Annotated in this window: 15 protein-coding genes; 10 read left to right on the top strand and 5 right to left on the bottom strand. The window is 47.8% G+C overall.

Going from position 1 to position 13,862, the window contains the following annotated elements:
- Nucleotides 1-3: 3 nt before the first annotated feature.
- From rsbW to MKX40_RS26115, 3 genes are all read left to right on the top strand, one after another.
- Nucleotides 4-456 carry an anti-sigma B factor RsbW gene (rsbW, locus tag MKX40_RS26125; protein WP_339237721.1) on the top strand — a complete coding sequence of 151 codons (453 nt, stop codon included), beginning with the start codon at nucleotides 4-6 and terminating at the stop codon, nucleotides 454-456.
- Complete coding sequence (locus MKX40_RS26120; protein ID WP_047841571.1) at nucleotides 453-1,226, top strand: sigma-70 family RNA polymerase sigma factor; 774 nt, start codon at nucleotides 453-455, stop codon at nucleotides 1,224-1,226. The genes rsbW and MKX40_RS26120 overlap by 4 nt, the downstream gene beginning before the upstream one ends.
- A 133-nt stretch (nucleotides 1,227-1,359) precedes the next feature.
- Nucleotides 1,360-2,391, top strand: a complete 1,032-nt coding sequence (locus MKX40_RS26115; protein ID WP_339237719.1) for a magnesium transporter CorA family protein — start codon at nucleotides 1,360-1,362, stop codon at nucleotides 2,389-2,391.
- Nucleotides 2,392-2,411: 20 nt separating this feature from the next.
- Here MKX40_RS26115 and MKX40_RS26110 read toward each other — a convergent pair whose 3' ends face one another.
- From MKX40_RS26110 to MKX40_RS26095, 4 genes are all read right to left on the bottom strand, one after another.
- On the bottom strand, nucleotides 2,412-2,777 hold the full coding sequence (locus MKX40_RS26110; protein ID WP_339237718.1) for a DUF5665 domain-containing protein: 366 nt from the start codon (nucleotides 2,775-2,777) through the stop codon (nucleotides 2,412-2,414).
- 82 nt (nucleotides 2,778-2,859) lie between these two features.
- On the bottom strand, nucleotides 2,860-3,267 hold the full coding sequence (locus MKX40_RS26105; protein ID WP_074096444.1) for a YtxH domain-containing protein: 408 nt from the start codon (nucleotides 3,265-3,267) through the stop codon (nucleotides 2,860-2,862).
- Nucleotides 3,268-3,331: 64 nt separating this feature from the next.
- On the bottom strand, nucleotides 3,332-3,589 hold the full coding sequence (locus MKX40_RS26100) for a GlsB/YeaQ/YmgE family stress response membrane protein (RefSeq protein WP_017692278.1): 258 nt from the start codon (nucleotides 3,587-3,589) through the stop codon (nucleotides 3,332-3,334).
- 134 nt (nucleotides 3,590-3,723) lie between these two features.
- Nucleotides 3,724-4,425, bottom strand: coding sequence for a phosphatase PAP2 family protein (locus MKX40_RS26095; RefSeq protein ID WP_339237716.1), 702 nt, complete (start codon nucleotides 4,423-4,425; stop codon nucleotides 3,724-3,726).
- A gap of 175 nt (nucleotides 4,426-4,600) precedes the next feature.
- Here MKX40_RS26095 and MKX40_RS26090 point away from each other — a divergent pair, with 175 nt between their 5' ends.
- Complete coding sequence (locus tag MKX40_RS26090; protein ID WP_339237714.1) at nucleotides 4,601-5,620, top strand: asparaginase; 1,020 nt, start codon at nucleotides 4,601-4,603, stop codon at nucleotides 5,618-5,620.
- A gap of 139 nt (nucleotides 5,621-5,759) precedes the next feature.
- On the top strand, nucleotides 5,760-6,485 hold the full coding sequence (locus MKX40_RS26085; RefSeq protein ID WP_339237711.1) for a pirin family protein: 726 nt from the start codon (nucleotides 5,760-5,762) through the stop codon (nucleotides 6,483-6,485).
- 107 nt (nucleotides 6,486-6,592) lie between these two features.
- Here the strand turns inward: MKX40_RS26085 and MKX40_RS26080 are convergent, their stop codons facing one another.
- The gene (locus MKX40_RS26080; RefSeq protein ID WP_253440906.1) at nucleotides 6,593-6,817 is read right to left on the bottom strand and encodes a DUF1128 domain-containing protein; all 225 of its coding nucleotides are present in this window, start codon (nucleotides 6,815-6,817) and stop codon (nucleotides 6,593-6,595) included.
- A 158-nt stretch (nucleotides 6,818-6,975) separates the two neighbouring features.
- Here MKX40_RS26080 and yyaC point away from each other — a divergent pair, with 158 nt between their 5' ends.
- From yyaC to MKX40_RS26055, 5 genes are all read left to right on the top strand, one after another.
- Nucleotides 6,976-7,533 (top strand): spore protease YyaC, encoded by a 558-nt coding sequence (gene yyaC, locus MKX40_RS26075; protein WP_339237705.1) that lies wholly within the window; start codon nucleotides 6,976-6,978, stop codon nucleotides 7,531-7,533.
- Between the two features lie 60 nt (nucleotides 7,534-7,593).
- Complete coding sequence (locus tag MKX40_RS26070) at nucleotides 7,594-8,385, top strand: alpha/beta hydrolase (protein ID WP_339237703.1); 792 nt, start codon at nucleotides 7,594-7,596, stop codon at nucleotides 8,383-8,385.
- Between the two features lie 270 nt (nucleotides 8,386-8,655).
- Nucleotides 8,656-9,360 carry a DUF6483 family protein gene (locus MKX40_RS26065; RefSeq protein ID WP_339237701.1) on the top strand — a complete coding sequence of 235 codons (705 nt, stop codon included), beginning with the start codon at nucleotides 8,656-8,658 and terminating at the stop codon, nucleotides 9,358-9,360.
- A gap of 97 nt (nucleotides 9,361-9,457) precedes the next feature.
- A complete protein-coding gene (locus MKX40_RS26060) occupies nucleotides 9,458-10,705 on the top strand; it encodes an SAM-dependent methyltransferase (RefSeq protein ID WP_339237698.1) in 1,248 nt (415 codons plus the stop codon).
- 191 nt (nucleotides 10,706-10,896) lie between these two features.
- Complete coding sequence (locus tag MKX40_RS26055; protein WP_339237696.1) at nucleotides 10,897-13,521, top strand: O-antigen ligase family protein; 2,625 nt, start codon at nucleotides 10,897-10,899, stop codon at nucleotides 13,519-13,521.
- Nucleotides 13,522-13,862: the final 341 nt, after the last annotated feature.

Below are 13,862 nucleotides of genomic sequence, written 5' to 3'. Positions count from 1 at the left end.
GGAATGAATGCAGAAGTTCAAAGAGTCACCCTTAATTTACCGGCGACAGCTGATTACGTTGATATTGTTAGACTCAATCTCTATGGAGTAGCATCAAAAATGGGATTTTCTTATGAAGACATTGAGGATATGAAAGTTGCTGTATCCGAGGCCTGTAACAACTCTGTACTGTATGCCTACTCACACGAAGGCGGCATGGTTGAAGTTGTATTCGAAGTGGATGGCGATACATTGTCCATTACTGTCAAGGACGAAGGTGCAAGCTTCGAGAACATGAACCCTGCTGTGTCACGTGCTGGTCTTCACGACAAAGAATTGACAGAAGCACAGATTGGCGGACTCGGGTTCTACCTGATGCAAGCCTTGATGGACGATGTCAGTGTGGAAAGTGAGACGGGCAAAGGTACGAAAGTAGTACTCGTAAAACGTCTTGCAAGAAGTGAGGAGAAAGTATGAATGAAAAAGTGACTCCCCCAGAGTCCATGTCTGAAGCTATTGGTTTGATCTGGGAATACCAGCAGACCCAAGATAATGAAATTGCAACAGTTCTCATCCGTAAATATGAACCGATGGTTAAGATGGCAGCAGGTAAAATTGCTCGGAATCGCCCCGATCTATACGAAGATCTGTATCAGACCGGGCAGATGGCCTTGATACGTTTGCTTAAGCAATATGATATCAACCTGGGTATTCCGTTTGAACCTTATGCCATGAAGAGCATGATCGGACATATGAAGAACTATTTGCGAGACAAATCCTGGTATATTCAGGTGCCCCGGAGAATTAAGGAAAAGGGAGCACTTGTGCAACATGCCATTGATGAGTTAACCGTGAAGCTGGAGCGCTCACCCGGTGTGAACGAAATTGCTGAATACCTTGATTTGACTGCAGAAGAGACGATTGAAGTTCTGGCTGGTCGGGAATGTTATCACTATGTGTCACTGGATTCTCCTCTGTCTCAGGATGACAGTGCAGCAACATTAGGTGAACTGATCAGTGCGGATGTTAATGACTATGATTCGGTCGAAAAACGGATGGACTTGCAACAGGCATTGGGACAATTGAAGGAACAAGAGCAGCAGGTACTTATTCTAGCCTTTCAGGATGGCCAATCTCAGCGGGCAATTGCCCAGAAGCTTGGTGTTTCACAGATGAGCGTATCTCGTATTCAGAAGCGAGCTACAGAGAAATTGAAACAGATCATGTCTAATGCTTCAATGTTATGAAAAATGGAACCCTAATGTTGTTGAGTACGGCATAAATAAGGACACGTCATTGCACTGGAATGCATACGTGTCCTTTTTGGGATCAAAAAAGATAAGTATGCAATGAACGAACATAAGTGCAGGAGTGGATAAAGTGATTGTGAACCAAATCAAGTTGGAACGTCGCCGTGACAAGTTATCTTGTTCGGACCATTGGCAATGGTGGGATTGGGTTGCACCCGACAACAACAGCATGAACGATGCATTGGAGGAATTGACAGAGGCATTTCCGGACATGCAGTATTGGCTTCACAAAATTCCGGAAGTGGAATCGAATTATTTGTCCGTCCGTTTTGTGAACGGTACAGAGCCAGTCATATTTGGTTCCTTGTTATATGCGATCAAGAATGAGAGAGATGACCAACGTCAAGATAATCAGATGTTTTTCTACGTCGATCGCAATCATCTGGTTACTTTGAATATGGATGACAACACACGAGGGATTATGAAGACAGATGAACGTGCTCATATGTTACAGCAATGTAGCGAGGCCAGGGATGGGATGTTTGTACTTTTTCGAGCTATACTGCATTACTACCATGTGGGAATGGATCATTTTGAGATGAACCTGCGTGATCTGGAACGGAAGATGGAATCCCGCAATGCTCGCACCTTGATGGACCAGATTCTCGCCGCTCGATTTGAATTATTGTATTGGAGTAATCTGTTCATCCCTTACTCGGAACTGATGGCCGCTTCACATGAGGCTTACCTTGATGAAATCAATGAAAATCGATACTTCCAACAGCTCCAACATCGCGTAGAGCGAATGGAACGATTGTTTAGACACTACGAGAAAGAGATTGATACATTAATCTCTATTGATAATGCGATCTCCGGTGTGCGTGGGAATGAGATCATGAAAACACTGACCATTGTCACCGCTGTGTTCATACCCGCCACGGCTGCCGGCGCGATATGGGGAATGAACTTTGAGAACCTGCCCTTTATCGATAAATCATGGGGAGTTGTTCTGGTCCTTGTTGCCATTATCCTAAGCATGATTGGCATGTACGTATGGCTGATGATGAAAGGATGGACAGGGGATCTGCTCAAAGTGAAATCCTCACAGCCTTCAGCTGAAGAGATTGAGAAAAAAGGAGAAACGGAAAAACGTAAGGGATAGCTTGCGGTCGGTTAGTCTCCTTATTTCTTGTAATCTTCAATATAGCCAAGCAAGTCAGCAATATATTGACCGACAATCGGCATATTGACGAATTGGCTGAGAATGAATGCGAGCAGACCCAGAACAACAAAGGTACCTACGGTCAGACCGAGCCCTCGTGCCATACCTGCTGTGAAGTTGGTAATAATCCGCTTTTTGGGACTGCTGTAATTCTCAATAATATCTTTGATCTGTGCTCTCTCCAGACTGTCCGCAATCTGGTCCAGACGTGTGTTCAACCGCTTTACCTCGTGTCGCAATTCAAAAGGATGCTCGCTTGTATCGTACTGCTGTGCCGGTGTTCTCCCCGTAATTGGAGTATTACCGTTAATTGTAACTTTACTCATAATTATTCCCCCTCAACTCGCATTGGATAAAAAATAGCCAGCTGGAGTGCAGCTGGCTATTGGTCACTCGATCTATATCACCTTACAGGCTAGTCGAGTTAAGTTCTTTACGTGCATCTTCCTTCGCTTCTACGGAAGCGGCAGCCACTTCTTCAGATGCACGGGATGCTTCGTTAGCCACATCCGCGGATGCTTTTCTCACAGATTCCATGACATCATTGCGTCCTTGGTTTACTGTTTTTGCAATGTCGGAAGTTTTGGATGAGACCGTTTTAGCCAGTTCGGATGCTCTATCACCTACAACCGTTGCAACTTCTTTCGTGCGGTCAGTAACCATGCCTACTTTCTCGGAAAGGTCACCACGCAATTCTCGTCCTGGTTTAGGCGCAAAGAGTAGGGCCGCAGCCGCTCCCAGCAAACCTCCGATGAAAATCCCTTTGGCGAAAGTCGAACCCGTCTGTACAGGATATTGCTCTTCTGCTTTATTCATGTCTAATCACTCCTTCTTCAAATTAAGAAACAAATACGAAACAACGAACACCTTGTTGCCCGAATCAGGCAGCCTGTCTTAGCAGTCTGGACACAAGCCCCAGCAAGAAAACAAAGAGCGCTGTACCAATGATGGCAGGGATGATGGCAAAGTTACCGATAACGGGTCCCCAGTTACCAAGCAAAAGTGCTCCCAGCCAGGCTCCGGCAAATCCGGCAATCATTGCACCGATTATGCCTCCAGGCATGTTGTGACCGGCAAGTGCATCTCCGATCAAACCGATGATGACAGCCATCACAATGCTGATAATGATGCCCCACATAACAACCGCCTCCTTTAAACTTGATGTAGGATGTTGTCTGTTCGCGTTTGCTTACTTCGTATATAAACGCCGTGCAACCCTGTGAAACAATAAAGATGAGGATGAATGAACTGGAAATCAGAGGAATTCCTTCTTTAGTGACTTTGTTTAATACCTTTAATCATGCAGAAGATCCATGCCAATCCAGCGGCAAATCCCGTAAATACATCCGTAGGATAATGTACGCCGAGCATGATGCGGCTCAGGCCAATCAAGAAAATAAAAATGATGCCGCATAGAACAGGAAGCCACATACTAGAAGAGTTGTGTCGCTGTTGCTCAATGGCCCAGATTACAAAGAGCATGCCGTAGAAGCCCATGGAGATCATGGCATGTCCGCTGGGAAAGCTGTACCCGTGAACGACCAGCAGATGATCCAGTTCAGGTCTGCTTCGTCTGAAAAATTCTTTCAATAACGTGTTCAGGATCCACATCATGGCAAAACTTCCCGTGATCGCATATCCATATATAACAAACCTTGGGCTGCGTTGTATGAAGAAAAGAAGGGCGAAACCTACTACGGCTACAGCAGAGATTTTGAATGAGCCCAGCGCAGTTATAAATGCAGTGTAAGGAAATAGATACAGACGTGAATCCGAATTCAGATAAAATAATTGCTGAATTTCAGCATCCAGACGAATAATAGAATCATCGCCCAACCAGGCACCCAGACCTGCCATGATGAATACGACCGAAGCACTGATAGCCATACCAGCCAAACTCCAGTTGAAGAGGGGGCGTAACGACATGCCAGAGGTCGAACCTGATGAGAATGGTGTAGACATTTTGCGTGGCATAGTGAGTTTCTCCTTCATTATGGTAGTCATGAACATAGATGATAAAGCTATACCCGAAATGCATGTCGAAAAAACTGTAAAAACGTCGCTTTTGTACTATACTATTTAAGATATCCCATGCGGCGTCGTGACGCAAAGCAGAGATGAAATTGGGAGCACAAAGGAGAGAACTCGCATGGAGAGTGCCTTGTTAATTAAAGAATACCGTGCAGGCGTCATGGAATGCGCCCATTACGGACACATAAGTATTACGGATGAGAATGGCCGAATCGTATACTCGGCTGGCGACCCTCATTTTAGAGCGTTCACTCGCTCATCTGCCAAACCTTTTCAAGCTATTCCAGGAATCCGGGCAGGGATCGTCAGTCACTATGGCCTATCTGCACAGGAGATTGCCATTATGTCCTCTTCGCATCGTTCGGAGCCGGAACACATTCGGGTGCTGGAGCAGTTATCCGGTAAAATCGGACTGGGTGAAGAGTGCCTGATCTGTGCACCAAGCTACCCGCTTAATGAAGAAAGCCGTAATCAATGGATACGTGGACAAGGAGAGAAACGCCGCATCTTGCATAACTGCTCCGGAAAACATCTGGGAATTCTGGGGTACAGTCAGATGAAGCAGGTTGATTTGGGCAGTTACGCTGAACCGGATCACCCCGTACAACGTGAAATTCTTGAAACGTTTGCCGACCTGGCAGGTATTGAGGAAAAAGAGATTAAGCTTGGGACGGATGGCTGCGGCTTTCCGGTATTTTCTTTGCCGTTATCAGCATTGTCGAACGCCTATCTGAAGCTCGCTTGTCCGGATCTTATCGCCGATCCTTCTACAAGAACAGCTGTAGAGACGATTACATCAGCCATGAATGAACATCCGTTAATGGTAGGGGGCACAGAGCGTGTAGATTCAGTACTGCTGGAAGACGATAACATTGTCGCAAAAGGTGGATTCAAAGGGGTATTCGGTTTTGGTCTGAAAAAAGAACGATTGGGAATCACCTTCAAGGTACTTGATGGTTCCGAGGAAGAGTGGGCCTTCATTACCCAATCCATCCTGAAACAGATCGGTTATTCCAATGAGAGAACCCTTGCACGATTGGCTGAAGTGTTCCCTTCCGACATCCGTAATGATGAGGGTACCCTTGTAGGTCATGCAGATAGCGAGTTCATTCTCCACTCACTTGAAGATAGCGTATAACCTTAAGAAGGGGCGTGATTAGAGTTGCCGGACCCCGGGTAAAGATGACATACCAACTGGTATTTATCTAAACAATTCATATACACGCATGGACTGCCTCAGTAATGTGGCAGCTCTAAACCCTTGGAGGTGGATGAACATGATTAAAGTGGTGACATCGGAAGAAAGGCACACGTCGGATCGAGGTTGGATACACAGTGAATTCAGCTTTTCCTTTGCGGATTATGATGATCCGAGCAACGCCCATTTTGGCTGTCTGCTGGCTCATAATGAAAACACGCTGATGCCGCAAGAAGGCTTTAAGAAACATCCACATCATGATCTTGAGCTTGTCAGTTATGTCATATCAGGTACACTCAAACATACGGATAGTATGGGAACAGAACAATTGCTTGAACCGGGTACAGTCCAGGTGATGAGTGCAGGTACAGGAGTGGAACATTCCGAGACCAATCCGTCAGCGGATGAACCGGTACGATTTCTTCAGATGTGGTTTTTGCCATCGGAGCGTATGCTGAAACCATCCTATACGAATCGGAAAATAGAGCCACAGGAGCCTTTGAATCGTTTATGTCCGATTGTATCCGGGCAAGGGGGCGAGGGAACCGAAGGCGCATTGCCTATTTCCCAGGATGTAACCTGTTACCTGTCCCATTTGGAGTCTGGGAAGAAGTTGATGTACCCGCAACATGAAGAGCGACGGACACATCTTTTCCTGATCAGTGGACATGTGGAGATTCTTTGCTCGGACGGTAACTTCAGCCTGAAGCCGGGGGATGCTGCACGAATTCGTAAAAGCTGCGATCTGCAAATTACGAGTACAGACAGTGAACCTGCCGAATTTGTTCTGGTCGATCTGCCTTAAGGATCAGATGTACTTCCTAATAACGATAGTCTTGAAACAAAAATAGGCGAAAAGGACCTGTTGCCACGTTGATGTGGAAGACAGGTCCTTTTTTTTGCTTGCTTGGACTAGGATTTACGAAGCTTACCCAGTTCAGAAGCGACAGCTTCCACTTCGGAGATACTGAGATGTTCCTTGCCCAAAATCATTTCATACAGGTCAAACAGATCTTCATATTTCTCAAGTGGGAATGACGAAGCTTGCATGGCAGCACCGCTTGCCATACGCAGTTTGGTTTTGATCGCTTCAATCATATATTCCATATTGGCTGCTGTTGCTTGTGTTAAATCCATCGTTAAATTCATCCCTTCCGTATCGGAAACTCTTGTTATTGTATCATGATTGGAAGTGCTCAGGCCAATGCTTTTGCGGGGAAACCAAGCATCGGTTACAATGATGGATACAACAACCGGTTTTCATGGAAAACAGAGTGTACTGGAGGGAATACAGCTTGGCAGCGTATAAGCGAGAAATGGTTCGCCATCAAGGAAGGGAAGTCCGCAAAGGCGTGCCTGCAGAGAATCTGATTTTATTTTTCGAAAATATCCTCAAACTTCACGCTCTAGATGAAATCACGTTTGTCTGCATCGGAACCGATCGTTCCACCGGGGATGCCCTGGGCCCGCTGACAGGGAGTATCCTGCAAGAGAATGGAATAGGTAACGTGATAGGCACGCTGTCTTCCCCTTGTGATGCAGACACGCTGGAGAGGAAATTAGCACTCATTCCTGCACACCATGCCATCATAGCGATCGATGCGTGTCTGGGTCCCAAGCATGCCGTAGGTACATATTATCTCTCGAACAACCCACTCATTCCAGCTCAATCGGTTGGAGGGAAGCTCCCTCCTGTCGGACAATACAGTCTGGCAGCTGTGGTTAATGCCAATGGACCAAGGCCTTATTCCATATTGCAGATGACCTCGCTTCACTCGGTCATGGAGATGTCCCGAACGATTGCAGACGCCGCAATTGAAGCATGGAAATGGAGACAAACGTTTCATTCATGAGATGTAGGCTTAATAATATACAACCTGAATTATTTAATTCGCGCAGAGAGAGGGATTCATATGGAAAAAGTGATGTGTGATGGAACGACGATTTGTTATGCCGAACAAGGTAAGGGAGAAGCACTCATTTTGCTCCACGGATACTGTGGCAGTTCATCGTATTGGGATGAGGTCGTATCTGAACTGGCACGCAGCTATCGCTGTATCGTACCTGATCTGCGTGGACACGGGAAAACAGATGCACCTGTAGGAAGTTATACCATCGAACAGATGGGCAACGATGTATTACAGTTGATGGACGAGTTGAACGTGGAAAAGGCTGTCCTTCTAGGACACTCGATGGGGGGATATATTGCGCTCTCGATCGCACAACGTCACCCTGAGCGTTTGAATGCATTTGGCCTGATTCATTCCACAGCCTACCCGGACAGTGAAGAAGCCAAAGAGAAACGCCTTCGTGCCGTCTCCACCATTCAAACGGAAGGTATCGTGAATTTTGTAGATGGACTGGTTCCTGGCTTATTTGCACCGGAACATGTTGAGTCGTTATCCACGCACGTAACACGCGTGAAGGAAATTGGTTACCAGACCGCGCCTCAAGGTGCTGTTGGTGCTGCTCTTGCTATGCGAGAACGCCCGGATCGCCGCGATGTACTATCCGCCACTCCTTTACCTGTATTGCTGGTAGCAGGAGAGAAGGATGCTGTTATTCCGCCAGAACGTACATTTACAAGTGACAAGCCGCATATCGTGCAAGCTGTTATCCCGGGTGCGGGTCATATGAGCATGTATGAAGCTCCTGAAGAATTAATTCAGGTCATTAAGCAATTTATGTCTGGATTATCGAAGTAATAAATGAAGTGATTTATGTTGATTTCATTAAAATATAGTTGGGTTCCTGGATAGTGTTGATTCCTTTTGGAGAATTATCGGTTCCCACATCATTTGAACCCCTGCAACGTCCTTTTTGGGATAAGCAGGGGTTTTTGTCACTTCCATGGCCAGAGTAAAGACATGCGTCTTGTTTTTGGCTTTTTGTCATGGCATGAATTAAAATAACTACAATAGGACGTTAGGAGAGCGATTGAATGGATAAGGTCGAATGATGAGGGGGCATACAGCATGTTCAGAAAAGATTATCTGCTCCGCATGATGGAGGAAATGACTGAAGCAATAGGTAAAGTGTTCACGCTCAAACAGCAACGTAAGCACACCGAGGCATTGTCTGAACTGGATGAGCTGATGCGCAGGCAGTTTGGGCTAAACTTGTCTTTGCTGAACTCGTTACCAGCTGAGGATGTTATTGAAATGTTCCGTTTTCGCGGGATGATTGAAGTGGACAATCTGCAGCACGCCGCCAGGCTGATTGAAGAAGAAGCCTATATATATCAAGAGAAGGCCAAAGTGGAAGGGATAGAGGATCAGGAGAGAATGGACGCAGAGGATGAGGCTGTCATCCGATTGATGAGATCACTTCATTTTTACCTGTATGCATTGAATCATGGCGCTAATCCCCAGTTATTAGATGCACCGCAACGGGTGGAGGGTGTATTGGGACTTACCAAAGAATATGAGCTCCCTGCCCGGACCGAAAGACAGCTTGCCCTGTATCGTGAGCAACAGGGACATTACGACCAGGCAGAGAACAGTTGGTACAGGTTGCTCCAGCTTGGTCCGGAATTCCCTGTAAGCTACCAAGATGATGCACAGTCGTTCTATAAAAGGTTGAGCCAACTCACGGATGAACAATTGGAGCAAGGCGGTTTGCCGCGCAACGAAGTTGAAGAGGGGTTAGCCGAACTAAATCGTCAAGAGATGAACTCATAAATATGAATTGTGCATCAAGGCTTGTTACCTGCCTTCACTTGGAGAGGGAACGGAAGTGTGGTATGGTAACGGTTGACCAAACCAAACCGAAAGTGAGATGTACCCCGTGGATTCATTGCGAAAGCTTATACAAGACATCTTTGAACAGAATTCGCTGATTACAGCGACCTGGAGCCAGCTGCGCAGACGGGACAATGTCTCGTATACCAAAGTGCAAGTCAAGCCGGTGACACTGAAGAATCAGCTGCATTATCAATTTGCATTTCATTATAACAACAAAGTGCTGCACGAGAATTTGACTCCGGCTGAAGCGGCAGAGCGTATGACTTTGCTATGCGAAGAGACGTTTCGTCAAGGCCTGCTCTGTACTACCGATGCAGACTATCAAATTTTGATCAGCAAAAAATATAAAGTATCGATTCTGACTAAATCGGCTTCCAAAACTGCGGTGGATCTGTCGCATAATCGCAAGAAGCAATATGTATTGGAAGAGGGAGTACCCGTATCGTTCCTTGTTGAACTTGGCATTATGAACGAAGAAGGTCGTGTGCTGGCCCGCAAGTATGACAAGTTCAGACAGATTAACCGTTTCCTCGAAATGGTGCAGGATGTCATTCCGCATCTGCCGGAGGGACGTCCACTTACCATTGTTGATTTTGGTTGTGGCAAGTCTTATCTGACTTTTGCGTTATATCACTATCTGTCTGTACAACAACGGCGTTCACTACAAATTATTGGGTTGGACTTGAAGGCAGATGTCATTGAACACTGTAATGATCTGGCTAATCGATTACATTACGGTGATCTGAAGTTTCTGGTTGGAGACATCGCGGACTACGATGAATTGAATGAAGTGGATATGGTTGTAACACTGCATGCCTGTGATACAGCTACCGATGCTGCTTTGGAGAAAGCGGTTCGATGGGGGGCTTCTGTTATTCTGTCTGTTCCTTGCTGTCAGCATGAACTGTTCGACCAAGTAGAGGCTTCCGTGATGAATCCGTTGTTGTCCCATGGCATCCTCAAGGAACGTTTCTCCGCACTGGCTACGGATGGAATTCGCGCCAAATTGCTTGATCTAATGGGATACAAGACACAATTACTTGAATTCATCGATATGGAGAATACACCTAAAAACATATTGATACGTGCTGTTCGCGGTCAGGCGGGTGAAGTGTCAGAGATGTGGAACGAATATACGGCTTTCCGTGATTTCATTCATGCCGATCCATATTTGGAGCGGGCTTGTTCGGATTTGCTCCCTGATGATGGCAAGCAGGTTATTGGGAAATCAAAATCGAACAAAGAAACCGTCCAGGATTCCACGAATTGTGACATTTGCTAAGTGTGCCGATGCCAATCCAGGGACATACTGCAATTAGGGTCCTTGAATGTAAATTTCAATATTATGCACATACGTTGTAGCAGGCAACACCATAACTGTTAGTTATGTATCAGACAGAAGGACCCCTTATCGGGATCTTCTGTCTTTTTGTTATGCGTATCGAGCGCTGGAAGGAAGGAGGGTGGATAAGGATGAAGAATAGGGCGATAGATAAGGGAATTGTAAGGTATAAACGAGGGTATGCGGCGAGAGAGGAACTTATGGAACGGGCGTTTGAGGGGATTCACCACGCAAATGATAAAGAATATGTAGATAACAGGGATATAGATAATGGGGGCAGTAGGGACGGTAGAGGCAGTAGGATCTGTAGAGACAGTACATATAATAGGGAAGATACATACAACGAAGATGATATGTATAAAAAAGATGCTACATATCATACAAATAGAGTTATGCAAACGGAGGGGTCAGGCAGTTCTTCTCGAAGTTTGAGATGTGAACATTATTCAGGGTCGGGATGGACTTGGTCAGTGGGCATACTCTCCATTGTCTTGCTGCTCGCAGGATGTCTGAGTCGGGGACTGTATTATTCAGTGGATCTGTACCCTGTTAATCTGATCGCAGCAGGAAGCACTTTGATTATGATTGTGATAGTGCTATTTCTTACAGTCTTTCGTCCGCAGAAGGCGAGTGAACGGATACCCATGTCATTGGTACAGCGGCAGGGGAACATGGAACCAATGGTTGAGAAAATATTTCGATTGCCGGAGATTTGGCGGGTATTGTTGCCGCTAGCGATGATGACATGTTTTGGGCTACACGCATGGACAGGCTCGGTGAGTAGACAGGGCAGTATGGATGAAATGCTGCGTTGGAGCCTGCTTGCGCTGTTCACGCTGCTCACCGCAATACTGGCTGCGCGCACGGATGGTGCGCGTTGGTTGGCTTGCGGTTGGCAGATGGCCGGCGGCTTGCTTGTGCTAAGCGGCATTCTTGCCGTGTGCGGAGTATTGCCGCTGCCCTTCGGGGTAATGCGGACTGCTGACCCCGAGATCAGCTCCGCCGGAGCACGGCTCGGCGGATTATTGCAGTACCCTAATGCGTACGGTGCCCTTGTTGGCATGTACGCATTGGAGCGGCTGTCGGCCGCCGCGCGAGTCTTGGCCCGGCCTGTGCCGGCCGGGCGACTCATCGCGGCAGTGCTACCGCTCATGCCCGCGCAAGCCGCGCTCCTGCTGAGCGAGTCGCGCGGCGCTTGGCTGGCGACCGGCTGCGCCGCGGTCGCCGCCTTTGCTGTGCAGCGGCGCGGTGCCCGCCTGCCGCTGCTGCTGGCCATGGCCGCGCCACTAGCGTGCGCGGCCTGGCTGTACCGCCAGCTGGCTGCTGCCCAGCTGGCGCCTGCACCCGTGCCCGGCCTGCTGGCACTGGCCGGGGCATGGGCAGCTGCGCTGCTCGGCACGCTGCTGCTGTGCCGCCTATGGCACAGCGGCGCCGCCAAGGCTCCGCGCGCCGCTGCCCTGACGGCCATCGTGCTGGCGGAAGCCACCGCCGCACTGATGGCCGTGGCCTCCACCGCCGATCGCCTAGCGGCAGGTGTCGGCACGGGGGTATCCCGCCTGCAGATGTGGCGGGATGCCCTTCAGTTGTGGACCGAGGCCGCATGGCTTGGCCACGGGGGAGACACATGGCGCAACATGTTCCGCGCCATTCAATCCTCGCCATATGTCGGAGGCGAGGTCCACAACGGCTTGCTTGATCTCGCCCTGGACACGGGCATGATCGGCATCCTGCTTGTCGCAGGGTGGTTTCTCCTCACCCTGCGAAGCACCTTTTATTTTGCACCGCAGCTTATGCCAGCCGTGCTTGTTTTTGGCCTGCATGGGGCGATGGACTTCGACTGGAGCTTCACCTTATTCTGGATGCTCTTTATTTGGCTTGGTTCATGGGCATCCGCATTGAAGACCGAAGCAGTGAAAGGCAAGCAATTGGGTGGAACTGCGGAATACACACCTTTCAGATCTGAATCCATATCCGAATCCAGATCCAGATCCAGATTCAAATTCAGAGCCAGAGCCAGAGCTCGTCTTATCCGATATTTATCAACTCAATTCAGCACATCAACTATCCCGATGCGTACCTTCTTTCATATACTTCAGCGAGTGACTGCTCGGTTAATAAAGGCATCCGCAGTGATGATCATCCTTTTCTGGCTAGGTGGAACAATGTGGCTGACCTCCCGCTTCGCCGTAGCAGAATTGCAGTACCGTCAGGCGATGACTGAACCGGAGGGAACTTCAGCACACAAGCTGCATCTTATGGCTGCTTTTCAATCAAATCCGAATCGAACCGACATCATAATAACGCTTGCACGATCTCTCCCGGGGCAAGAAGCAACATCACTACTTCTGAACAGCTTGTCCCTTTCCCCGATGCAGCCTCAGAGTTACATCGAATTGGGACGATTGGCTGCCCAATTCGGCAAAGGGCAGCAGGCTGGAACATATTTTGAACAAGCGATCGCATTGAACCGGTATGATGGCAATGGTCAATCCGTCGCTTTGTATTGGATGGAACAGGCAGCGCGGCGGGAATGGAAGGCAGGATATAGAGAACGAGCCCGAGAGACTGCCGCCGCTGGTGTACAGATGTATGAACGGTATCAACTGCTGGCTGAGGAAGTGAAAGCAGGGGGTGATCGCAATGATCGCCATTTTGTACTGGAAGAACATGCTCCAGGCTATGGAGAGAACCTGCGCAGGCTTGCGGGGGCTTCTTCTCCTCCATTTTCTCCAGAGTTGACCAAGCGTAGCCCTTGACTCACTGGTGAATAGTGACGCTGACCCGAGCGATATAACAATGGATGTCAGCGTCTCTAAAGTCTCTAAAGTCTCTAAAATCTGTAAATTTTGAAATCTAAACTGGCTGCCTCGCGGGGATGGTATACGTTTCTCTAAGGAACACAGGACGTCTTATTTGGCCTTTAGCTGCTCCTTTTAAATTGTAAAGAACTTCAGACACGTTATTTCCACAACTCCCCTGACAGATACCCTATAATAGGCCGAAAATTCCGATATAACATGTTTCAGATTCCTTAAATTTCTGAGAGTGTTTCAAATCCTTGAATAAGGCGCCTCAGATTGGTTACCGCTCGTGGGCT

It is taken from the genome of Paenibacillus sp. FSL R5-0517 (assembly GCF_037974355.1).
Classification (GTDB): Bacteria; Bacillota; Bacilli; order Paenibacillales; family Paenibacillaceae; genus Paenibacillus.
This window is presented reverse-complemented; position numbering and strand designations above follow the sequence as displayed.